The sequence below is a fragment of the Streptomyces sp. NPDC005811 genome, from assembly GCF_040630405.1.
GTDB lineage: Bacteria > Actinomycetota > Actinomycetes > Streptomycetales > Streptomycetaceae > Streptomyces.
This window is the reverse complement of record NZ_JBEXXK010000017.1, coordinates 168043-189529: the sequence shown is the minus strand read 5'-3', so window position 1 is coordinate 189529 and position 21487 is coordinate 168043. Positions and strand designations below refer to the sequence as shown.

General features: G+C 72.4%; 17 protein-coding genes and 1 rRNA gene. 5 read left to right on the top strand and 13 right to left on the bottom strand.

The features are described 5' to 3' along the window. Both ABZ490_RS20395 and ABZ490_RS20390 read right to left on the bottom strand, forming a co-directional pair. Window positions 1-88, bottom strand: a 16S ribosomal RNA gene (locus ABZ490_RS20395); the annotation flags it as partial. 582 nt (window positions 89-670) lie between these two features. Further along, window positions 671-1678: a stage II sporulation protein M gene (locus ABZ490_RS20390; protein WP_358991856.1), complete on the bottom strand. Its 1008-nt coding sequence runs from the start codon at window positions 1676-1678 to the stop codon at window positions 671-673. A gap of 129 nt (window positions 1679-1807) precedes the next feature. Between ABZ490_RS20390 and ABZ490_RS20385 the strand changes: the two genes are divergently transcribed. Further along, window positions 1808-2758: an RDD family protein gene (locus ABZ490_RS20385; RefSeq protein WP_358991854.1), complete on the top strand. Its 951-nt coding sequence runs from the start codon at window positions 1808-1810 to the stop codon at window positions 2756-2758. A 17-nt stretch (window positions 2759-2775) separates the two neighbouring features. On the opposite strand, the gene ABZ490_RS20380 is transcribed toward ABZ490_RS20385, so the two are convergent. From ABZ490_RS20380 to ABZ490_RS20345, 8 genes are all read right to left on the bottom strand, one after another. After that, window positions 2776-3390, bottom strand: a complete 615-nt coding sequence (locus ABZ490_RS20380; RefSeq protein WP_358991852.1) for a hypothetical protein — start codon at window positions 3388-3390, stop codon at window positions 2776-2778. Between the two features lie 152 nt (window positions 3391-3542). After that, on the bottom strand, window positions 3543-5000 hold the full coding sequence (ahcY, locus tag ABZ490_RS20375; RefSeq protein ID WP_358991850.1) for an adenosylhomocysteinase: 1458 nt from the start codon (window positions 4998-5000) through the stop codon (window positions 3543-3545). 328 nt (window positions 5001-5328) lie between these two features. Further along, on the bottom strand, window positions 5329-6309 hold the full coding sequence (locus ABZ490_RS20370) for a cation diffusion facilitator family transporter (protein ID WP_358991848.1): 981 nt from the start codon (window positions 6307-6309) through the stop codon (window positions 5329-5331). 140 nt (window positions 6310-6449) lie between these two features. After that, window positions 6450-7601: a mannose-6-phosphate isomerase, class I gene (manA, locus tag ABZ490_RS20365; RefSeq protein ID WP_358991846.1), complete on the bottom strand. Its 1152-nt coding sequence runs from the start codon at window positions 7599-7601 to the stop codon at window positions 6450-6452. A gap of 85 nt (window positions 7602-7686) precedes the next feature. Then, on the bottom strand, window positions 7687-8820 hold the full coding sequence (locus ABZ490_RS20360) for an SIS domain-containing protein (protein ID WP_358991844.1): 1134 nt from the start codon (window positions 8818-8820) through the stop codon (window positions 7687-7689). A gap of 136 nt (window positions 8821-8956) precedes the next feature. Then, on the bottom strand, window positions 8957-9127 hold the full coding sequence (locus ABZ490_RS20355; RefSeq protein ID WP_020940431.1) for a Trm112 family protein: 171 nt from the start codon (window positions 9125-9127) through the stop codon (window positions 8957-8959). Window positions 9128-9291: 164 nt separating this feature from the next. Continuing rightward, on the bottom strand, window positions 9292-10656 hold the full coding sequence (locus tag ABZ490_RS20350; RefSeq protein WP_358991841.1) for a phosphomannomutase/phosphoglucomutase: 1365 nt from the start codon (window positions 10654-10656) through the stop codon (window positions 9292-9294). A 230-nt stretch (window positions 10657-10886) separates the two neighbouring features. Continuing rightward, entirely contained in the window at window positions 10887-11309 is a 423-nt protein-coding gene (locus tag ABZ490_RS20345; protein ID WP_059196228.1) for a DUF3499 domain-containing protein, read from the bottom strand. 295 nt (window positions 11310-11604) lie between these two features. On the opposite strand from ABZ490_RS20345, the gene ABZ490_RS20340 reads away from it, so the two are divergent. Continuing rightward, entirely contained in the window at window positions 11605-12057 is a 453-nt protein-coding gene (locus ABZ490_RS20340) for a metallopeptidase family protein (protein WP_079062039.1), read from the top strand. Between the two features lie 47 nt (window positions 12058-12104). Here the strand turns inward: ABZ490_RS20340 and ABZ490_RS20335 are convergent, their stop codons facing one another. The 3 genes from ABZ490_RS20335 to ABZ490_RS20325 form a co-directional block, all read right to left on the bottom strand. After that, window positions 12105-13628: a DUF5719 family protein gene (locus ABZ490_RS20335; protein ID WP_358991838.1), complete on the bottom strand. Its 1524-nt coding sequence runs from the start codon at window positions 13626-13628 to the stop codon at window positions 12105-12107. Next, entirely contained in the window at window positions 13625-17335 is a 3711-nt protein-coding gene (locus ABZ490_RS20330) for a glycosyltransferase (protein ID WP_358991837.1), read from the bottom strand. Before ABZ490_RS20330 ends, ABZ490_RS20335 begins: the two co-directional genes overlap by 4 nt. A 219-nt stretch (window positions 17336-17554) precedes the next feature. Continuing rightward, window positions 17555-17818, bottom strand: a complete 264-nt coding sequence (locus tag ABZ490_RS20325) for a WhiB family transcriptional regulator (protein ID WP_030792866.1) — start codon at window positions 17816-17818, stop codon at window positions 17555-17557. 679 nt (window positions 17819-18497) lie between these two features. Between ABZ490_RS20325 and ABZ490_RS20320 the strand changes: the two genes are divergently transcribed. From ABZ490_RS20320 to ABZ490_RS20310, 3 genes are all read left to right on the top strand, one after another. Beyond that, window positions 18498-19010, top strand: coding sequence for a cysteine dioxygenase family protein (locus ABZ490_RS20320; protein WP_358991834.1), 513 nt, complete (start codon window positions 18498-18500; stop codon window positions 19008-19010). 119 nt (window positions 19011-19129) lie between these two features. Beyond that, window positions 19130-20089: a 2-phospho-L-lactate transferase gene (cofD, locus tag ABZ490_RS20315; RefSeq protein ID WP_358991832.1), complete on the top strand. Its 960-nt coding sequence runs from the start codon at window positions 19130-19132 to the stop codon at window positions 20087-20089. Then, window positions 20086-21426, top strand: coding sequence for a coenzyme F420-0:L-glutamate ligase (locus ABZ490_RS20310; protein ID WP_358991830.1), 1341 nt, complete (start codon window positions 20086-20088; stop codon window positions 21424-21426). Before cofD ends, ABZ490_RS20310 begins: the two co-directional genes overlap by 4 nt. The last annotated feature ends 61 nt before the right edge of the window (window positions 21427-21487 follow it).

Sequence of the window (21487 nt, the reverse complement as noted above, 5' to 3'; positions counted from 1 at the left end):
TCCACCCCGAAGGGCTTCATCGTTCGACTTGCATGTGTTAAGCACGCCGCCAGCGTTCGTCCTGAGCCAGGATCAAACTCTCCGTGAATGTTTACTCGGCCAGTAAATTAATACAGCCGGTGCACACACACGAGAGCGGAACAGTCGGAGGAATGATCCGACCGTTCACAGCGTCCTCGCTGTGTTTTTTCAAAGGAACCTCATCCTCGGCTATCACTGCCGGGGACGGGGTATCAACTAATCTGGCGTTGATTTTTGGCACGCTGTTGAGTTCTCAAGGAACGAAAGCTTCCTTTGTACTTGCCTGAGAGACTCTCTCAGGTTTTCCTCCGGGCTTCCCTTCGGTCTTGCGTTTCCGACTCTATCAGATCTTTTCTCGATCCGATTTCCTCGGCGCTTTCCAGGTTCCCGCTTTTGTTTCGCGGTTTCCTTTCCGGCGGTTCCGACTTTATCAGAAGTTCCGGGCCGGTCTGACCGGCGGTGGTTTTCCGATTCATCGGGGGGCTTCTGCGGAATCAATGTTCCGAGCTGCCGATAGATTTTCACTGCTGCCGACCGGACCAGATCCAGTTCCAGGCAACTGTTCGAATCTACCTCCCCGCGCACTCCGTGTCAACGGCTTTTGCGGGAACGAGGAGGACACTAGCAGTTCACCGGGGCGGTTCGCACATCAGGCGGCTGTCGGCACGGTCGCGCTGCGCTCGGCTTCCTCGACGTCGCCCGTGTCTCCCGCGCGTGCCGCTCTGCCGCCGAGGACATACACGTACCCGAGGAAGGCCAGCTCGGCGGTGACGCCGATGCTGATGCGGGCCCAGGTGGGCAGGCCCGACGGGGTGACGAAGCCTTCGATGGCGCCGGAGACGAAGAGGATCAGGGCGAGGCCGATCGCCATCGCGATCGCGGCTCTGCCTTCTTCCGCGAGGGCCGTGCGGCGGGAGCGCGGGCCGGGGTCGATGACGGTCCAGCCGAGGCGGAGACCGGTGCCGGCGGCGACGAAGACCGCGGTCAGTTCGAGCAGGCCGTGCGGGAGCACCAGGCCGAGGAACGTGTCGAGTCGGCCCGCCGAGGACATGAGGCCGGCGCCGATGCCGAGGTTGAGCATGTTCTGGAAGAGGATCCAGAGCACCGGAAGTCCCAGGAAGACGCCCAGGACCAGGCACATCGCGGCGGCCTGGGCGTTGTTCGTCCACACCTGGGCGGCGAACGAGGCGGCCGGGTGGCTGGAGTAGTACGTCTCGTACTGGCCGCCGGGTCGGGTGAGCTCGCGCAGTTCGTCGGGGGCCGCGATGGAGGCCTGTACTTCCGGATGGGTGGCGATCCACCAGCCCAGGAGGGCGGCGACGGCGGTGGAGAGGAGTGCGGTGGGGACCCACCAGTGGCGCGAGCGGTAGACGGCGGCCGGGAAGCCCTCGGTGAGGAAGCGGGTGACATCGCGCCAGGAGGCCCGGCGGGTTCCGACGACGGCGCTACGCGCGCGTGCCACGAGCTGGGTGAGCCGGCCGGTCAGCTGGGGGTCGGGGGCTATGGACTGGATCAGGGAGAGGTGGGTGGCGGTGCGTTGGTAGAGGGTGACGAGTTCGTCCGTCTCGGCGCCGGTGAGGCGGCGGCGTCGCCGTAGGAGGGCGTCGAGGCGGTCCCATTCGGCTCGGTGCGCGGAGACGAAGACGTCGAGGTCCATCGGTGTGCCTGCTCCTCGGCTGTGCGTCGGCTGCCGGTGGGGTGTATCAGGTTGTCGTACTGCGGCGCGATGTGCGTTCAGCTTGGCAGACTGGCTGTTCCAGGGGCAGGTCGGGAAGGGGCGGCGGGCGTGAGTGAGCTGGTGACGGGTGAGGCGGTGGCGCTGGAGCTGCAGCCCGCCAGGCTGCCCAGCAGGGCGCTGGCCCTGTTGCTGGACCTGGTCGTGGTGCTGGTCGTCTATGTGGTCGTGAGTGTCGTTCTGGTGCTGTCGACGGCCTCGTTGGACGACGCGGCGCGGACGGCGGTGTCCATCGCCACGTTCCTGCTGGTTCTGGTGGGTGGGCCGATCGCGGTGGAGACGCTCAGCCATGGGCGGTCGCTGGGGAAGTCGGCGTGCGGGTTGCGGGTGGTGCGGGACGACGGGGGGCCGATCCGGTTCCGGCATGCGCTGGTGCGGGGTGCGCTCGGGCTGGTGGAGATTCTGCTGACGTTCGGGGTGGTGGCGTGTGTCGCGTCGCTGGTGTCGGCGCGGGGGCGGCGGCTCGGTGACGTGTTCGCCGGAACGCTGGTGGTGCGGGAGCGGGTGCCGGCTGCCCGGGGTGGTTTCGTGCCGCCTCCTCCGCCGTGGCTGGCCGGGCGGTTCCAGGATCTTGATCTTTCGGCGGTGCCGGACGGGCTGTGGTTGGCGATCCGCCAGTACCTGGGGCGGATGAACCAGCTGGATCCGCAGGTGGGCTGGGCGATGGCGGGGCGGCTGGCGGAGGAGCTGGCCGGGCGGACCGGGGTGCCGGTGCAGCCGGGTGTGCCGCCGGCCGCGTATCTGGCGGCGGTGGTGCAGGAGCGGCAGGTCCGGGAGGCGCGGCGGATGTTCGGGGGCGGTCCGGCCGTGGGGGGTCCTGTCGCCGGTGGGGCGGGTGGGGGCTTCGGGCCTGCGCCGTCGTACGGGCCTGCTGTGCCGCCGGGGCCCTCTTCTCCGGGCGGTGCCGCCGTGCCGGGTGATGTGGCGGGCGCGGAGGGGTTGTCCGTGGGGGCGGAGGGCTCGGAGCGTGGTCGGGGTACCGGGTTCGTGCCGCCCGCGTAGGGGCTGGGGTGTCGGGTTCAGGTGAACGTCGACGGCGGTGATTCGAGGTCCTCGAGTTCGATGCCGGGGGCTGCGAGGACGACGTCGCCGGCGAGGTGCACGGTGTGCTGTTCGCCGGTGTCCAGCGCTGTGACCTGGTAGGCGTCCACGGTCAGGGGGGCGTTGTCAGTGGGGTGTGTTTCGCTGTTGATCAGGGCCCAGGACTGGTCGACGGTGCGGGGGGCGAGGACCGGGTCGGTGAAGGCGACGAGACGGACGCGGGTGGCCGCGGTGGAGGGGGTGAGGCGCAGGAGACGGGTGATGGCGACGAGGAAGGCGGGTGAGGTGCCGGTGAAGGCGTGAGCGGGGACGTTGCCTTCGGTGGCGTGGGTGCCGGTGGGGTCGGTGCGGACCCAGGTGACGCCGTCCAGGGCGGCGCCGCGGACCTGCCAGCTGCTCGCGTGGAGTTCCAGGCGGAGGGGGCGGCCGAGGTCGTCGAGGGTGAGGTCGACGGAGCCGGTGTGTGCGCCGGTGGGGGTGGTCAGCTGGGAGACGTAGCGCCAGCCGGAGGGGCCGGGGGCGCACTGGAAGTGTTCGTGTGCGAGGAGGGTGTGATCGTGGGGGTCGAGGAGTGCATAGCGGCCGCGGGGCATGGGGGTCCTGGGGTGTGACGGGTTGGTCGGGGCGCCGCGGCGGTCCGGCCGAGGGGCCGAAGGGACAGGCCCCCGACACGGGGGTGCGGGGGCCTGTCTCCGGGGTGTTGCTGCTCGCTGGTGCGGCTGCGGGCGGGGGGCCCGCTGCCGGATCAGTAGCGGTAGTGGTCCGACTTGTACGGGCCGTCGACCTCGACGCCGATGTAGGAGGCCTGCTCCGGGCGCAGCGTCGTCAGCTTGACGCCGAGGGAGTCGAGGTGGAGGCGGGCGACCTTCTCGTCGAGGTGCTTGGGCAGCGTGTAGACGCCGACCGGGTACTCGTCGGGCTTGGTGAACAGCTCGATCTGGGCCAGGGTCTGGTCCGCGAAGGAGTTGGACATCACGAACGAGGGGTGGCCGGTGGCGTTGCCCAGGTTCAGCAGGCGGCCCTCGGACAGGATGATGATCACCTTGCCGTCGGGGAAGGTCCAGGTGTGGACCTGGGGCTTGACCTCGTCCTTGACGATGCCGGGGATCTTGGCGAGGCCGGCCATGTCGATCTCGTTGTCGAAGTGGCCGATGTTGCCGACGATGGCCTGGTGCTTCATCTTGGCCATGTCGGCGGCCATGATGATGTCCTTGTTGCCGGTCGTGGTGATGAAGATGTCGGCCTTGTCGACGACCTCGTCGAGGGTGGTGACCTGGTAGCCGTCCATCGCGGCCTGGAGGGCGCAGATGGGGTCGATCTCGGTGACGATGACGCGGGCGCCCTGGCCGCGGAGGGACTCGGCGCAGCCCTTGCCGACGTCGCCGTAGCCGCAGACGACGGCGGTCTTGCCGCCGATGAGGACGTCGGTGGCGCGGTTGATGCCGTCGATGAGGGAGTGGCGGCAGCCGTACTTGTTGTCGAACTTCGACTTGGTCACGGCGTCGTTGACGTTGATCGCCGGGAAGAGGAGGGCGCCGTCGCGCTGCATCTCGTACAAGCGGTGGACGCCGGTGGTGGTCTCCTCGGTGACGCCGCGGATCTCCGAGGCGAGCTGGGTCCACTTCTGGGAGCCGTCGGTGATGGTGCGGTTGAGGAGTTCGAGGATGACGCGGTGCTCGTCGTTCTCGGCGGTGTCGACGGAGGGGACCTTGCCGGCCTTCTCGTACTCGACGCCCTTGTGGACGAGGAGGGTGGCGTCGCCGCCGTCGTCGAGGATCATGTTCGGGCCGCCGGTGGGGCTGTTCGGCCAGGTCAGGGCCTGCTCCGTGCACCACCAGTACTCTTCCAGGGTCTCGCCCTTCCAGGCGAAGACGGGGACGCCCTGCGGGTTGTCGGGCGTGCCGTTCGGGCCGACCGCGATGGCTGCGGCGGCGTGGTCCTGGGTGGAGAAGATGTTGCAGGAGACCCAGCGGACCTCGGCGCCCAGGGCGACCAGGGTCTCGATCAGGACGGCGGTCTGCACGGTCATGTGCAGCGAGCCCATGATCCGGGCGCCGGCGAGCGGCCGGCTGGCGGCGAACTCCCTGCGGATGGACATCAGGCCGGGCATCTCGTGCTCGGCGAGGGTGATCTCCTTGCGGCCGAAGGCGGCCAGGGAGAGGTCGGCGACCTTGAAGTCCTGTCGGTTGTCGACAGTCGTCATGGTGAGCTGCTCCTCGGTGGTTGGTTCGAGGTGTGGGTAGGGCTGGTCTGCGCGGCGGCGGACACAGGGGTGCCCTCAGGGGACACAGGCATGCCCGCGTGTGCGCAGCGCAGTCCGTCGGAGGCCCTCTCTCCCTCGGTCGGTCCGCTTCGGGACCGCCCGACCGCCATCAGCAGCGACGTCTGGCTCCCGTCCAAGCTACACCGGAGGTGGCGGGCGGCCCCAGTCCGTCGGCGATCGGATCGCGCCGTTCGGGGGTGGTGAGGGGGGAAGGCGGCAGGGCCCGCCGGTGGTGCGGCGGGCCCTGCCGGGGAGGTGTCGGGGGTGGTCAGTGGTCGGCGGGGTGGCGGTCGGGGCCGCCGGGGGTGGCCTCGGGGTCGGGGCCCTTGGCGGCTTCGGCCTCGCTGTAGATGTCGGGTTCGAGGTAGATGACGCGGGCGATGGGGACGGCTTCGCGGATGCGGGCCTCGGCGGCGTCGATGGCGGTGGCGACCTGGGCGGCGGTGTCGTCGTGCCGGACGGCGATCTTGGCGGCGACGAGGAGTTCCTCGGGGCCGAGGTGGAGGGTGCGCATGTGGATGATGCCGGTGACGGTGCGGCCGTCGACGAGGGCGGTTTCGATCTTCTGGACGTCTTCGAGGCCGGCGGCCTCGCCGAGGAGGAGGGACTTGGTCTCGGCGGCGAGGACGAGGGCGATCAGGACGAGGAGGATGCCGATGCAGACGGTGCCGATGCCGTCCCAGATGCCGTCGCCGGTGAGGAGGGCGAGGCCGACGCCGCCGAGGGCGAGGACCAGGCCGATGAGGGCGCCGAAGTCCTCGAGGAGGACGACGGGGAGTTCGGGGGCCTTGGCGCGGCGGATGAACTGGGACCAGGAGAGGGAGCCGCGGAGGTCGTTGGACTCCTTGATGGCGGTGCGGAAGGAGAAGCCCTCGGCGATGATCGCGAAGACGAGGACGCCGACCGGCCAGTACCAGTGCTCGATCTCGTGGGGGTGCTTGATCTTCTCGTAGCCCTCGTAGATGGCGAACATGCCGCCGACGGAGAAGAGGACGATGGAGACGAGGAAGGCGTAGATGTAGCGCTCGCGGCCGTAGCCGAAGGGGTGCTGGGGGGTGGCTTCGCGCTGGGCCTTCTTGCCGCCGACGAGGAGGAGGGCCTGGTTGCCGGAGTCGGCGAGCGAGTGGACGCCTTCGGCGAGCATCGAGGAGGAGCCGCTGAAGGCGAACGCCACGAATTTGGATGCCGCGATGGCGAGGTTGGCGCCGAGTGCCGCCACGATCGCCCTGGTGCCGCCTGACGCGCTCATGTGTTCGCGTTGTCCCTTCGCCTCACGTACGTGTGTCGTACGTCCTGTTCGCCGTCCGGGGTCTCTTTGCCCGGCCTTTGCCGGTGGGTCATTGTTGCAGCCCTGTCCGGCGGCGGTTCGTCAGGTGTCCACCCGCGCGGTCAGACAATCACCGTGGCGCGGAAGAGGGTTCCGGTGCCGGACACCTCGGCCTTCTCGCCGGCGGGGACGAAGACCGACTGGCCGGGGGCGAGTTCGTGTTCTCCGGCGCGGACGGTTCCGGCGGTGCAGAGGAGGATCTGCGGGGTCTCGCGGGTGAGGTCGTGGGGGGCGGAGCCCTCGGGGAGGACGTACCGGGAGAGGCGGAATTCGTCGATGGGGGTCTCGTAGACCTCTTCGCCGTCGGGGGAGGCCTCGGGGCGCAGGACGCCGGGGTCGCCGGGTTCGAAGCGGACGATGCGCAGGAGTTCGGGGACGTCGACGTGCTTGGGGGTGAGGCCGCAGCGCAGGACGTTGTCGGAGTTGGCCATGATCTCGACGCCGAGGCCGTCGAGGTAGGCGTGCGGGATGCCGGCGCCGAGGAAGAGGGCTTCGCCGGGCTGGAGCCGGACGTGGTTGAGGAGCATGGCGGCGATGACGCCGGGGTCGCCGGGGTAGTGGTGGGCGATGCCGGCGTAGGGGGTGTAGTCGCCGCCGAGGCGGTCGCAGGCGGCCGCGGCGGCCGTGACGGTGTGTGCCATGTCGTCGGGGTCGGCGGTGAGGACGGCGGTGAGGACCTCGCGCAGGGCGGCTTCCTCGGGGTGGGCGTGCAGGAGGTCGACGTACGGCTTGAGGGAGTCGACGCCGAGGCCGTCGAGGAGGGCGGCGGCCTGGAGGGGGTGGCGGAAGCCGCACAGGCCGTCGAACTCGGTGAGGGCGCAGATGAGTTCGGGCTTGTGGTTGGCGTCCTTGTAGTTGCGGTGGGGGGCGTCCACGGGGATGCCGCGGCGTTCCTCGTCGGCGTAGCCCTCCTGGGCCTGGGCGAGGTCGGGGTGGACCTGGAGGGAGAGGGGGGCGCCGGCGGCGAGGAGTTTGAGGAGGAAGGGCAGGCGGGGGCCGAAGCGGGCGACCGCGCGGTCGCCGAGTTCGTGCTGCGGGTCGGTGTCGATCACCTCGACGAGGGTGCCGCGTCCGGTGCGGGAGGGGGCGCCGGGGTGGGCGCCCATCCACATCTCCGCCTGGGGTTCGCCGGTCGGCTCGGTGCCGAGGAGGTGCGGGAGGGCGGTGGGGGAACCCCAGGCGTAGGGGCGGATGGTGTTGTCGAGGCGGTCCATCGGGTTCTCTGCCTGTCTGTCCGGCGCTGCGTGTCTGGTGGTGCTGTGGTGGGGCCCGCGCGGTACGCGCGTGTGGGGCTCCAGATCAGGCTTGTGAGGCGAGCGCCAGGTAAACGGCGGCGAAATCCGTGGTGGCGATCAGTTCGGCGAGGGTGACGAGTTCGTCGCCGTCGTCGGGTTCGAGCTCGCTGATCGGGGTGTCGTGGCTGAGGGCCAGGTCGCGGGCGGAGGGGGCGGCGGTGAGGCCGCCGAGGGGGCGGTCGCGCAGCAGCACCACGCGCGCGTGCAGGGCGGGGGCTTCCTCGACGCGGTCGCGGAAGAAGTCGTCGGGGTCGGCGCTGGCGGCGAGGGGGCCGGCGAGGAGGGCGCTGTGCTCGGCGAGCGCCTCGGGGAGCTCGGCGACGACGGCGGGGCGGCCGGCGAGTTCGGCGAGGGCGGAGGCGAAGCGGCGGCCTGCGGGGCCGGCGGAGACGCCTTCGGTCCAGATCACCGGGAGGGCGTCGGCGAGTTCGGCGGCCAGGGTCTTCGCCGGGTTGCTGTAGGTGGCGATGGCGGGGCCGCAGCGTTCGGCGACCTGGTCGAGGCGGTCGGCGACCTTCTCGAGGGCGTCGGCGGGGGCGGAGAGCAGCGCGATGCGGTCGAGGAGCGCGAGGAGGGGGGTGAACAGGGCCCACAGGACGCCGGGGGCGGAGGCGGCGACGGGGGGCTGTTCGTCGTGTTCGTACGGGGCGGTCGCCATCGGTACGAAGAGGCCGTGCGCGGCGTCGGCGGCGTCGGTGAGGGGGGTGCGGGCGGGGGCCACGGCGACGACGGTGCAGCCTCGGCGGTAGGCCTGCTCGGCGAGGAGGGCGAGGCCGGGTTCGGTGCCGTCGGGGGTGGCGATGAGGAGGAGGTCGACGGAGCCGGCCCAGCCGGGGAGTTCCCAGCGCAGGGCGCCCGCGGCGGGGGCGACGCCGCTGGGGGCGAGGCGGATGACGGGGCAGGCGGCGCCGGCGAGGGTGCCGAGGAGGTCGGCGACACAGGTGGCGGCGGCGCCGGGGCCCGCGATGAGGATGGCGCGGGGGCGGCCGTCGGGCTTGAGACCGTTCACCCCGGCTTCGGCGGCGTGGCGGGCGGCGGTGCGGACGCGGGCGCCGGCTTCGGCGGCGCCGCGCAGGAGGGCGCGGCGGTCGGCCTCGGCGAGGGCCTCCGGCGTGTCGAGCAGTGAGTCGTCGAGCATGGCGGGGGTCTCCGATCGCCGGGGGGTCGTCGGGGTGCCGGTGGTGGTGGTACGGCGGTGCCGGCGGTCCGGGCCGGGCGGCGCGGGTGGGCCGGCGTCGCGGGGCGTGGTCGCGCGGGGTGGCGCGGCCTCGTCGTTACGCGGGGCGGCGGGCCTCGTCGACGAGGAGGACGGGGATGCCGTCGCGGACGGGGTACGCCAGACCGCAGTCCTGGCCGGTGCAGATCAGCTCCGCGTCCTGCTCCTTGAGGGGGGCGTGGCAGGCCGGGCAGGCGAGGATCTCCAGGAGGCCGGCTTCGAGCGGCATGAGGTGTCCCTTCGGGTGTGTGCGGGGGTGGCTGGATGTGCCTGGTCAGCGTACCGCCGGTGGGGGTGGGGTGGTGGGTGGTGCGGCCCCGCCGCCCTTGCCCGGGCGGGGCGGTGGGGCCGCAGGGTGCACGCCGCCCGGCCCGCGGAGCCCCGCGGGGCTCGTCAGGCGCGGATGATCGCCAGGGCCTCGTCCCTGATCTTCGTCATGGTGGGTTCGTCGCGGGCCTCGGCGTTGAGGCGCAGGAGGGGCTCGGTGTTGGAGGGGCGGACGTTGAACCACCAGTCGGGGGTGGAGACGGTGAGGCCGTCGAGTTCGTCGAGGGTGACGTCGGGGACGTCGGCGTAGGCGGCCTTGATCGCGGCGATGCGGTCCGCCTGGTCGGCGACGGTGGAGTTGATCTCGCCGGAGCCGGTGTAGCGGTCGTACGCGGCCACGAGGGAGGACAGGGGGCCGTTCTGGCCGCCGAGGGCCGCCAGGACGTGGAGGGCGGCGAGCATGCCGGTGTCGGCGTTCCAGAAGTCCTTGAAGTAGTAGTGGGCGGAGTGCTCGCCGCCGAAGATCGCGCCGTGGCGGGCCATCTCGGCCTTGATGAAGGAGTGTCCGACGCGGGTGCGGACGGGGCTGCCGCCGTGCTCCTCGACCACCTCGGGGACGGTCCGGGAGGTGATCAGGTTGTGGATGACGGTGCCCCGGCCGCCGTTGCGGGCGAGTTCGCGGACGGCGACCAGGGCCGTGATCGCGGACGGGGAGACCGGGTCGCCGTGTTCGTCGACGACGAAGCAGCGGTCGGCGTCGCCGTCGAAGGCGAGGCCGAGGTCGGCGGACTCCTCGCGGACGCGCTGCTGCAGGTCCACGAGGTTGGCCGGGTCGAGGGGGTTGGCCTCGTGGTTGGGGAAGGTGCCGTCGAGTTCGAAGTACAGGGGGACGACGGTCAGGGGCAGGCCGTCGAGCACGGTGGGGACGGTGTGGCCGCCCATGCCGTTGCCCGCGTCGACCACGACCTTCAGGGGGCGGAGGGAGGTCAGGTCGACGAGTGAGCGCAGGTACGCCGCGTAGTCCTGCAACGTGTCGGTGCGGGTGAGGGTTCCCGGCACGGCGGCGGGCTCGGGCGCGCCGGTGTCCGACCAGCGCTCCACGAGGGCGCGGATGTCCGCGAGGCCGGTGTCCTGGCCGACGGGGGCGGCGCCGGCGCGGCAGAGCTTGATGCCGTTGTACTGGGCGGGGTTGTGCGAGGCGGTGAACATGGCGCCGGGCAGGTTCAGGGCGCCGGAGGCGTAGTAGAGCTGGTCCGTGGAGCACAGGCCGATCTCGGTGACGTCGACGCCGAGTGCGGCGGCCCCGCGCGCGAAGGCGCCGCTCAGGCCGGGTGAGGAGGGGCGCATGTCGTGGCCGACGACGATCGCCTCGGCGTCGGTCACCCGGGCGAAGGCCGCGCCGAGGAGTGCGGCGAGGGACTCGTCCCACTGGTCCGGGACCACTCCGCGGACGTCGTACGCCTTCACGATCTGCGACAGATCAGCAGCCACGGGCCACCCTTCCTGGAAGTCCTGTTCAGTCGCCACAAACTACCCGGAAGGGTTCGGCGTCGGCTGTGCGCCCGCGCAGGGGAGCCGCAGAAGTAACCTTGCGCACCACATCCGGGGCACCGGCGGAAAGCGGTTTCGCGGGAGTCGGCCGGAGCGCGGGGCCCCGTGGGCGGCCCGGGACCGGGCGACGGGGCGTCAGAGGGTGCCGTGCGAAAGGGGCTTGCGGGGGCTCAGTTGTCCGGGGAGCGCAGGACGCGCAGGTGGCCGCGGCGGGCGACCTCCATCGGGTCCGCGCCGCGTCCGCCGCCACCGGCCTGTGCCGCGCGTTCCTGCGGGCGGGCCGCTTCGCGGACGGCGTTGGCAAGCGCTTCCAGATCGTCTCCGCTGGGCCGTGCGGGAGCGGAGCCGTCGAGCAGCCGGACGACCTCCCAGCCGCGCGGGGCGGTGAGGCGCTCGGAGTGCTCGGCGCACAGGTCGTAGCAGTGGGGTTCGGCGTAGGTGGCGAGCGGGCCGAGGACCGCGGTCGAGTCGGCGTAGACGTACGTCAGCGTCGCGACGGCGGGTCGGCCGCAGGCGGTGCGCGAACAGCGACGTACAGGGCTCACGACGTTGGACGGTACCGCACTCTTGAGCGGGCCGCGACGACTCTCCACCAGGTCACTCCACCGTGTCGTGTTGTGAAACGCCCCACGGGCCTCTCCAGTCATACCCCGCTGACCTGCGCGAACACCAGTCATTGGCGAGAAGAAGACGAAGCCTCGTCTTCATCGGGCGGTACAAACAGCATCAATTGCCATGAGTTCACCGGTCTCGTAGAGATACGGAATCGAGCCCAACCTTGGCTGAAATGGTCATCCTGCGACAGGGGACGCGGGCCCGGCCGGACGGGTCCGGGATGCCGCGTGGGGCCGGACGGCAGGTCGCGGCGGGGTCTACCCTTCAGTAGTGATGGACAGCCCCGTACCGCCCCGTGCCGCAGGCCCCGGACCCCGCCGCCGTGATCGCCACGGCCGGGGCATGCGGGGACCGATCGCGCCCCCTCAGGTGCCGCTGGCCGCGAGCCGCGCCGACGCGTTCGCCGATCTGGTGCAGGACTCCGTGGAACGGCTGGAGCGGCGCTGGCCGCAGCTCGCCGAGATCGACTTCATGGTGCTCGAGGTGCCGCGCCCGGCCGCGGCCGGTGAGCCGTGGAACGACGAGGCGGTGCCTCTCGGCGGGACGGCTCCCGCGCGGGAGGGGCGGCGGGCGCGGGTGGTCGTCTACCGGCGCCCGGTCGAGATCCGCACCAAGGGGCGCGACGAACGGGCCGCGCTGGTGCACGAGGTGGTCGTGGAGCAGGTGGCGGAGCTGCTGGGACTGACCCCGGAGACGGTGGATCCGCGCTACGGCGACGAGGACTGACCACCGTCCCCCGGGCCGCCGGGCCGGGTGGTCCCGACCCGGCCGGGTCACTTCTGGAGGACCGCCATGTTCTCGTCCGCCTGGGGGACCTCGACCGTGCCCCGGTCGTCCGGGAGGGTCTGGATCGTGAAGCCCGGGACGCCCTCCGTGGTCGCCGCCAGGGTGCGGGCGGCGTAGACGGGGGTGTCGGTGAGGGGTTCGACGGTCAGGGCGAAGGTGCCCTTCAGGCCCGAGGGGACGGGGAGTTCGACGTCCTGGGTCGTACCGGACTTGATCGTGTACGTCTTGGTGGCGGCCGTTCCGCCCTCGCTGCCCGCGGACGCGGTGACCTTGACCTTGGCGGTGCCCTTGGGAGCGGTCAGGGAGAGGGTGGCGCCCTTGGCGGTGTTGTCGGCGGCGGACGCGCGCGTGCCGACCGGCGCGGACGCGGGGATGAACGCCGACTCCTGGCCGGTGCCCTTGCCACGCAGCACCCGTACGGCCGCGACGACCGGCACCGACCGGTCGGTGGGCGTCAGGACGATCGAGCCCGCCTCGCCGCGCGTGACGTCGCCGAGGTCGACAGCGGTCGTCATGCCTCCCTTGACGTGCACGGTCTCGTGTCCGGCCGGGGTGATCAGGCCGCTCGGGGAGGCGAGTTGGACCTTCAGGTCGGCGTCGGCGTCCCCCGGCGCGTAGGCGATGAGCCGGACCGCGGTGGCGTCCTTGGGGATGCCGGGGATGACCAGGTCGGGCGCCGGGTCGGTGGCGGCGGCCAGCCAGTCGCCGCCGAGCTTGTCGTCCAGGGCCTGCACCGACGCGCCGACGCGGCCGCCGCGGACGTTGACGTGGACGGTGAGGTCGTCCTCCTTGTCGTCGGTGAGCGTGGACAGCAGGATCGGCTCGCTGGAGTGCGGCGGGACCGTGATGCCCTCCCCCACCGTGGTCTGCAGGGCGCCGTCCTTGCCGTAGAGCTCGATGTCGGCGACGGCGGCGGAGTCGTCCGGGTTGGTGAGGTGGACGTAGTCGGTGCGGTCGGCCGCCGTGCTGGCGCCGGGGAACCAGAACTCCGTGTCCGCGGGGGTGCAGGTGACGCCCAGCAGGCCGCGGCCCGAGCCGGCGGCGACCTCGGTGGTCTCCTGGACCGTCCAGCCGGGCGCGAACTTCCCCTCGGCGGTGCCCATGAGCGCGGGCGACTCCCCGCCGTCGGCGTCGCCGCCGGCGGGGGTGCCGGGCGCCTTGGGGGTGACGACGGGCTTCGCGGCCTTCTTGCCGCCCTTGTCCGTCGTCCTGTCCTTGCCGGACGTGTCGTCGGCCGTGTCCGCCGACTCCGCCGTGGCGGCGACGAGTTCGGCCGTGCCGTCGCTGCCCGTGCCCTTGGTGACGGGGGTGAACGACGTGTACGACGTCTGGGCGATGTCGGAGGTGCTGGGCGCCGGGCAGAGCAGGCTGGTGCGCTCCACGGGCAGGACGGCGGCGGCCTTGGCCGGGACGTCCGCACCCGCGCCCTGGGGCTCGTTGAGCGTGGCGAACCCGGTGACGGCGGCGAGCGCGGCCGTGCCGGCGATCAGGGACAGGGTGGTGCGTTTCACTGCTGGCTCCCGTCGGGACGCTCGCTGCCGGTGCCGTGGGGGTGCTGCTGCGCCGGGTCGTAGGCGGGGTCGTAGCCCTGGTTGCCGTAGCCCTGGTCGTAGCCGTACGTCTGCTCGTACGGCGCCTGCCCGCCCTGGCCGTCGTAGGCGTAGGGGTCGTACTGGCCGGCCTGGTAGGGGTCGTAGGACTGCTGGTCGTAGCCGCCCGCCGGGTACTGCTGGGCGCCCTGGTACTGCTCGCCCTGGTAGCCGCCGTACTCGGCACCCGCGTAGCTCGGCCGGTCCCAGTCGCCGTACGTCTGCTGCTGCGGGATGTCGACCGGGGGCTGGTCCGGCGTGTCCTGCGGGGTCTCCTCCTGCGGAGAGGCGGGGAAGTCGTCCTGCGGGGACGGGAAGTCGTCGTCCTGGAGGCCGGGTTCCTCCGTCTCCTCGGCCTGGGCGCGCAGCCGGCGGGCGCGGCGGCCCTCGCCCTCGGCGGGCCGCTCCTCGGCGAGCTCCTCCTCGGGGAGGTCGTCGTCGACGTCGCGGCGGCGGCCGGGCAGGGCGAGGACGACCAGGACGAGGGCCAGGAGGCCCTGCGTCCACAGCCAGGCGGTGTGGGTGAACGGGTCGTCGTAGGTGACGTCGAGCCTGCCGCCGGAGGCGGGCAGTTCGAAGCCCTGGGCCCAGCCGTCGACGGTGGTGCGGGTGAGTTCCTTGCCGTCCAGGGTGGCGGTCCAGCCCTCGGCGGCGGCGTCGGCCAGACGCAGGATCCGGCCGTCGGAGCCCGACGGGATCGTGGTGTGGATGTCGACCGGGCCGGCGGCGACCGGGGTCGCCGTGCCCTTGCCGGACTCGGTGACGACCGCCGCGCGGGAGACCTCCTGGCCGACCCGCCACAGGGCGCTGCCGTCCTGCTGGCTGAGCCGCTTCAGGCCGGGGGTGGCGTCCAGGACGCGGGTGACGTCGCGGGGGGCGCCCTTGTGGACGAGGACGTATCCGACGGCGAACTTCCCGAGCTGGTCGGCCTGGTCGGCGCCGGAACCGGCGACGAGGTTGGCGACGACCTTGTCGAGCTGCGGGTTCTCCCCGTCGGCCGCGGCGAGTTCGGCGTCGCCGAGGCGGGCGCCGGAGCCGCGGACCAGCATGTAGTCGACGTGGGCGGTGGAGTCGCTGTCGAGGACGAGGGTGCGGGACTGGTCGCGGTTGCCCGCCTCCTCGGCGACGAACGCGGGGACCTGGACGGGGTCGCGGCGCTCCAGGGGGCCGTCGGCGCCGCCGATCATCCAGCCGGCGGCGATCAGCAGGGGGCCCGCGGCGGAGGCGAAGGCGATGAGGGCGGCGACGGGCTGGCGCCAGCCGAAGCTCTGTTCGGCGACACGCGTGCGTGCGCCGTCGGCGCCGAGGACGGCGGCGGCCAGGAGCGCGAGGCCGTAGACGAGGGTGGCGGGTCCGGCCCAGGTGGAGCTGTTGGACAGGACCGCGAGGACGAGCGCCACCAGGGCGACCGCCCAGGCCGTCCAGATGCCGAACTGGCGCTCGCCGCGCAGCAGGGCGGCGAGCGCGGCCAGGACGACGCCGATGAGCATCAGCCCGTCGACGGTGCCGGGTCCGCCGGGGCTGGCGGCGAGCAGGTCGAGCGCGGTGGCGGTGGACGGGGCGTAGTCGAGTCCGGCCTGGGTGAAGAAGCCGGACGGGAGCAGGGTCAGCGACCAGGGCGCGAGGAGCAGCAGGGGGGTGCCGAGCTGGGCCAGGAAGCGCAGGCCGTAGGCGGTGATGTCGGTGCGGCGCACGGCCAGCACGGCGAGGCCGAGGATCAGCGCGAGGGGCCAGACGATCGGGGTGAACGCGGTGGTGATCGTCAGCAGCAGGGCGTACGCCCAGGTGGCGCGCCAGCTGCCGCGGGCGCCGGAGCGGTGCGTCAGGCCGCTCGCGGCGGCTCCCGCGCGGGCGATGAGCGGCAGCAGGACGGCCAGGACGGCGGTGCCGACGCGGCCACCGGCGAGGGCGCCGGTGGCGGCGGGCAGGAAAGCGTAGACGACGGCGGCCCAGGCACGCAGGAGGCGGGACTCGACGAGGGGGCGGGAGGCGAAGTAGGCGGTGAGGCCGGCCAGCGGCACCGAGCAGACGAGCAGCAGGGTGAGGGCCAGGCCGGTGGAGCCGAACAGCAGGGTGGCGAGGGTCGCGACGATCGCGAGGTAGGGCGGGGCGGAGGGGGTGCCGCCGGCGCCGACCGGGTGCCAGGCGTCGAGGTAGCGCGACCAGAGTTCGGAGGCGTCGGCCGGGGCGGGCAGCAGGGCGCCGCCCGCGAGGGCACCGCCGCCGAGGAGGCCCCGGCAGGCGACGAGGGAGACGAGCAGCAGGACCAGGAAGAGCACCGGGCCGGGTTTGCGGGCGATGCGCTTGAGGCGGGCGAACTGTTCGATCTCGAGGAAGTCGGCGTCGTCGCCGCCGGGGCCGGACTCCAGTCCGCCGCCGTGCCGTCCGGCGCCGCCGGCGGCCTCGGTGTCGGAGGAGCCGAAGAGGTCGCCGGCGACCTGTTCGACGGTGGCCCGTACGGTCGCGCCGGGCGGCGGGAACAGCGGGCGCAGTTCGCCCTTGTCGATCTGGGGGGCGCCGCGCCTGCGGCGTCCGGCGATGATCCGTTCGGGCCGCAGCAGGGTGCCGAGCAGACCGCGGATCTCGTCGAGGGCCTGTCCCGGGACCTTGCCGACGAGGTAGGCGACGGTGCGCAGCAGGGTGCCGAGGACCAGGCGCAGCAGGATCCAGGGCAGCAGGGCCGTACGGCTGTTGACGAGGAGGGTGTAGACGGCGCCGGCCTTGTCGACCTTGTGCGGGGAGGCCGTGGTGCGGCCTGCGCAGTCGACGGCGCGGCGCTCGCGGGAGGCGGCCTCGGCGTGCCGTACGACGGCGTCGGGGGCGACGAGGACGCGGTGGCCGGCGGCGGTGGCGCGCCAGCACAGGTCGACGTCGTCGCGCATCAGGGGCAGCCGGCGGTCGAAACCGCCTAGTTCGTCGAAGACGTCGCGGCGGACCAGCATCCCGGCGGTGGACACGGACAGCACGGGCCGGACGTGGTCGTGCTGGCCCTGGTCCTGTTCGCGGCGGTCCAGGCCGGTCCAGCGGCGGCCGGAGGAGGCGATGGTGACGCCGACCTCGAGGAGCTGGCGGCGGTCGTACCAGCCGCGGAGCTTGGGGCCGACGACGGCCACGTCGTCGCGGCCCAGTTCGAGTTCGTTGTCGACGACGCGCAGGAGTTCGGCGAGGGCGTCGGGTTCGGGGGCGCTGTCGTCGTGCAGCAGCCACAGCCACTGGATCGGTTCGCCGTGCGGGAGGTCGGGGAGGTCGTAGGCGTCGTCGCGCCACGTGCGCGTGACGGGGTCCCAGCCGCTGGGCCGCTTCAGGTACGGCAGTTCCTCGGGGGTGAGGACCGGTGCGGTGCGGTTGGCCTCCTCGACGGCCTGGCCGAAGCCGGTGCGCCGGGCGAGGTGCAGGACGCGGTCGTCGCCGAGGGCGTCGGTGACCAGGCGGGCGGAGTCGTCCGAGCTGCCGGTGTCGGCGGCCATGACGGACTGGACGGGGCGCTCCTGGCCGAGCAGCCCGGCGAGCGCGTCGGGCAGCCAGCGGGCACCGTCGTGGGAGACGAGGACCGCGGTGACGACATGACGCGGAAACTCAGGTGTGGCAGCGCCGCCTTGGTGGCCTGCCGTGTGGCTGTGCACGGACATCGAGGTACGGGCCCCGGTTCGGTGGACGAGGTGGACGCCTGCGCCGCGTGAGGGCGGCGGGGTGTCTCGGACGAGCGACCACACTATCGGCTGGGCAGGACGGCGGCCCGCCGCCTGTGGACAACCCACCTGCGACGGGCCGTTCACCGCCAGGTCCGCCCTGGCCGGGTGCCGTGCGCCCCGGTGGGGGGCGGCTCGCGTCCGGGCGGGGCCCGTCCGTCAGACGGCGGCCTTCTTCAGCCTGCGGCGCTCGCGCTCGGACAGACCGCCCCAGATACCGAAGCGTTCGTCGTTGGCGAGGGCGTACTCGAGGCATTCGGAGCGGACCTCGCAGGCGAGACAGACCTTCTTGGCCTCGCGGGTCGAGCCGCCCTTCTCGGGGAAGAAGGACTCGGGATCGGTCTGGGCGCACAGTGCGCGCTCCTGCCAGCCGAGTTCCTCGCCCGCGTCGTCGACCAGCAGTTGCTGCACCAGCTCGGTCATGTGCGCCCCTCGCTCTGTCTTTCGCGTCCCCGTGTACCTGGCCGTTCACCGATGGCGGCGCATTGGCCCATTACCGATGTCGGCTGAACGACACGAGTGAAATTACAAGTGTGCTGCTCCGGGCGAGTCAAGCCGAGATCTGCTATTGAGCCCCTTATTCACTCTGCGGAACCAAGGCCGTGCGGTAAGTGTTCAAATCGGCATAAACCTTGACATGCAGATGGGGCCCTGGAGGGGGCGGACCCCGCACAGTGCTTCCACGGGGAAGGACGCCCATAAGTTCGATCCCGTTGCGTCGCAACGGCTCACGCGTCCGGACTTGTGCCTCGTGTGTCCCGGTGGACTTGTGCACAAACCTTTCACCTCTCAGATGCACCGGATGAGGTGAACGGTGTCCCACATACCGGGCGTCGAGTTGACACCGGCAGGTGTGAACCGCTGTCCTTGGGGGCATGCTCGCGAACCCGGCACTCACCTCGACCCGCTCCGCCGGGTCCCACGGTGCTGCTCGTGCTCGCTGTAGCTGTTGTTGCTGTTCCAGCTGTTGAGCCCCACGCGCTCCGGCTGCTTCTTTCCTTCGGCCCCTACCAGGGCACCCCCTGATCCACCCGTGATCCGGGTGGACGGCACGCGACTCCCAGCCGCCCCCCACTCTTCCGCCGAGGAACCACCCCACCCCATGAACAGCGACAGCGACCTCCAGATCGCCGGCGACATCCTCGAAGTCCCCCATCTCCTCCAGGCCCCCCGCGAGCACCCGGCCACCGTGGCCGAGTTCGTCGGCCTGGCCCGCTCGATCGCGACCGACCGCGCCGCGTGGGAGCACCTCGTCCGCTACGACGCGGCGAGCCGCTGGTACCACCGGCTGCGCACCGGCCCGGGCTACGAGGTGTGGCTGCTGTCCTGGGTGCCCGGCCAGGGCAGCGGGCTGCACGACCACGGACGCTCCTCCGGGGTGCTGACCGTCCTGGACGGCGAGCTGACCGAGCGCACGGAGCGGGGCAAGCGGGTGCTGGGGGCGGGCGCGCAGCGCGTGTTCGCGCCGGGGTACGCGCACGACGTGGTCAACGACGCGCTGGAGCCGGCGGTGAGCCTCCATGTGTACTTCCCCGGGCTCACCGAGATGCCCATGCACCACACGGCGTGCACGGCGCGGGAGACGTACGACACGGTGGACGCCGTCGGCGCGTAGCGCGGTCGCGGCCCGTGCGGGAGGGCCGTGACTCGCACGGGTGGCCGGGTTGTCCACAGGCGGGGGGTTGTCCACAACCTCCGGGCGGGTTGTCGGCGGGGCCTGCGAGACTGGCTCCCATGCGCATTGTGGTTCTGGCAGGCGGCATCGGCGGTGCCCGGTTCCTGCGCGGTCTGAAGCGGGCCGTGCCGGACGCGGACATCACCGTCATCGGCAACACCGGCGACGACATCCATCTGTTCGGGCTGAAGGTCTGCCCGGACCTCGACACCGTGATGTACACGCTCGGCGGCGGCATCGACGAGGAGCAGGGCTGGGGCCGGGCCGACGAGTCGTTCCGGGTGAAGGAGGAGCTCGCGGCGTACGGCGTCGGACCGGAGTGGTTCGGGCTGGGCGACCGGGACTTCGCCACGCACATCGTGCGGACGCAGATGATCGGCGCCGGGTACCCGCTGAGCGCGGTGACCGAGGCGCTGTGCGACCGGTGGAAGCCCGGGGTGCGGCTGATCCCGATGACCGACGACCGGGTCGAGACGCATGTCGCGGTCGAGATCGACGGCGAGCGCCGGGCCGTGCACTTCCAGGAGTACTGGGTGCGGCTGCGGGCGTCGGTGCCGGCCGAGGCGGTCGTGCCGGTCGGCGCGGAGCAGGCGAAGCCGGCGCCGGGGGTGCTGGAGGCGATCGCCGCGGCGGACGTGGTGCTGTTCCCGCCGTCGAACCCGGTCGTCTCCGTCGGCACCATCCTCGCCGTGCCCGGCATCCGTGAGGCGATCGCCGAGGCCGGGGTCCCGGTGGTGGGCCTGTCCCCCATCGTCGGGGACGCGCCCGTGCGGGGCATGGCCGACAAGGTGCTCGCCGCGGTCGGTGTGGAGTCGACGGCCGCCGCGGTCGCCGAGCACTACGGCTCGGGGCTGCTGGACGGCTGGCTCGTGGACACCGTGGACGCGGGAGCAGTGGAGCGGATCGAGGCGGCCGGCATCCGCTGCCGGGCCGTACCGCTGATGATGAGCGATCTCGACGCGACCGCGCGGATGGCCCGGGAGGCGCTGGAGCTGGCGGAGGAGGTGCGGACGCCGTGAGCGGTGAGCAGGGGTATCGCGTATGGGCGGTGCCGGGGCTGCCCGAGGTGCAGGACGGGGACGACCTCGCCAAGCTGATCGCCGCCGCCGAGCCCGCGCTCGCCGACGGGGACGTGCTGCTGGTGACGTCGAAGATCGTGTCCAAGGCGGAGGGGCGGGTCGTCCGCGCGGACGACCGGGAGGCCGCGATCGACGCCGAGACCGTCCGGGTCGTGGCGCGGCGCGGCGCGCTGCGGATCGTGGAGAACCGGCAGGGGCTGATCATGGCGGCGGCGGGTGTGGACGCCTCCAACACCCCGTCCGGGACGGTGCTGTTGCTGCCCGAGGACCCGGACGCGTCCGCGCGGGCGATCCGGGACGGGCTGCGGGACGCGCTCGGCGTCGAGGTCGGGGTCGTCGTCACCGACACCTTCGGGCGTCCCTGGCGGGCCGGGCTCACGGATGTGGCGATCGGCGCCGCGGGGGTGCGGGTGCTGGACGATCTGCGCGGGGGCACGGACGCGTACGGCAATCCGCTGAGCGCGACGGTCGTCGCGACGGCGGACGAACTGGCGGCGGCCGGCGACCTGGTGAAGGGGAAGGCGGCCGGGCTGCCCGTGGCCGTGGTGCGGGGGCTGGCGCATGTCGTGACGGCCCCTTCGGAGGGCTCGGACGGCACCGGCGGCTCCGACGGCTCGCGGGACGGCGCTTCGGCGCTGGTGCGCGGGGCGCGGGACGACATGTTCCGGCTGGGGACCTCGGAGGCCGTGCGGCTGGCGGTGACGCAGCGGCGGACCGTGCGGGCCTTCTCCGACGAGCCGGTGGATCCCGGTGCGGTCCGCCGGGCGGTCGCCGCGGCGGTCACGGCGCCGGCGCCGCATCACACGACGCCGTGGCGGTTCGTGCTGCTGGAGTCGCAGGAGTCGCGGACCCGGCTGCTGGACGCGATGCGGGACGCCTGGATCGCGGATCTGCGGCGGGACGGGAAGTCCGAGGAGTCGATCGCCAAGCGGGTGCGGCGGGGGGACGTCCTGCGCAACGCGCCCTATCTGGTGGTCCCGTGTCTGGTGATGGACGGCTCCCACACCTACGGCGATGCGCGCCGGGACGGGGCCGAGCGGGAGATGTTCGTCGTCGCGACCGGGGCCGGGGTGCAGAACTTCCTGGTCGCGCTGGCCGGGGAGCGGCTGGGGTCGGCGTGGGTGTCGTCCACGATGTTCTGCCGGGACGTGGTGCGGGAGGTGCTCGCACTGCCGCAGGGCTGGGACCCGATGGGGGCGGTGGCCGTCGGACACGCGGCCGAGGAGCCCCGGGAGCGGGGCGCGCGTGAGGTGGAGGGGTTCATCGAGGTGAGGTGAGACACGGGGTCGGCGGGCAAGGCTTTCACCGGCTCCCTTCGACTCCCACTGACTCCCATCG

Excerpts from the sequence above, each read along its gene's own strand:
- ABZ490_RS20390 (WP_358991856.1), bottom strand. The coding sequence starts at position 1,678 with ATGGACCTCGACGTCTTCGTCTCCGCGCACCGAGCCGAATGGGACCGC.
- ABZ490_RS20380 (WP_358991852.1), bottom strand. The coding sequence starts at position 3,390 with ATGCCCCGCGGCCGCTATGCACTCCTCGACCCCCACGATCACACCCTC.
- ahcY (WP_358991850.1), bottom strand. The coding sequence starts at position 5,000 with ATGACGACTGTCGACAACCGACAGGACTTCAAGGTCGCCGACCTCTCC.
- ABZ490_RS20370 (WP_358991848.1), bottom strand. The coding sequence starts at position 6,309 with ATGAGCGCGTCAGGCGGCACCAGGGCGATCGTGGCGGCACTCGGCGCC.
- manA (WP_358991846.1), bottom strand. The coding sequence starts at position 7,601 with ATGGACCGCCTCGACAACACCATCCGCCCCTACGCCTGGGGTTCCCCC.
- ABZ490_RS20360 (WP_358991844.1), bottom strand. The coding sequence starts at position 8,820 with ATGCTCGACGACTCACTGCTCGACACGCCGGAGGCCCTCGCCGAGGCC.
- ABZ490_RS20355 (WP_020940431.1), bottom strand. The coding sequence starts at position 9,127 with ATGCCGCTCGAAGCCGGCCTCCTGGAGATCCTCGCCTGCCCGGCCTGC.
- ABZ490_RS20340 (WP_079062039.1), top strand. The coding sequence starts at position 11,605 with ATGGACAGCCCCGTACCGCCCCGTGCCGCAGGCCCCGGACCCCGCCGC.
- ABZ490_RS20330 (WP_358991837.1), bottom strand. The coding sequence starts at position 17,335 with ATGTCCGTGCACAGCCACACGGCAGGCCACCAAGGCGGCGCTGCCACA.
- ABZ490_RS20325 (WP_030792866.1), bottom strand. The coding sequence starts at position 17,818 with ATGACCGAGCTGGTGCAGCAACTGCTGGTCGACGACGCGGGCGAGGAA.
- ABZ490_RS20320 (WP_358991834.1), top strand. The coding sequence starts at position 18,498 with ATGAACAGCGACAGCGACCTCCAGATCGCCGGCGACATCCTCGAAGTC.
- cofD (WP_358991832.1), top strand. The coding sequence starts at position 19,130 with ATGCGCATTGTGGTTCTGGCAGGCGGCATCGGCGGTGCCCGGTTCCTG.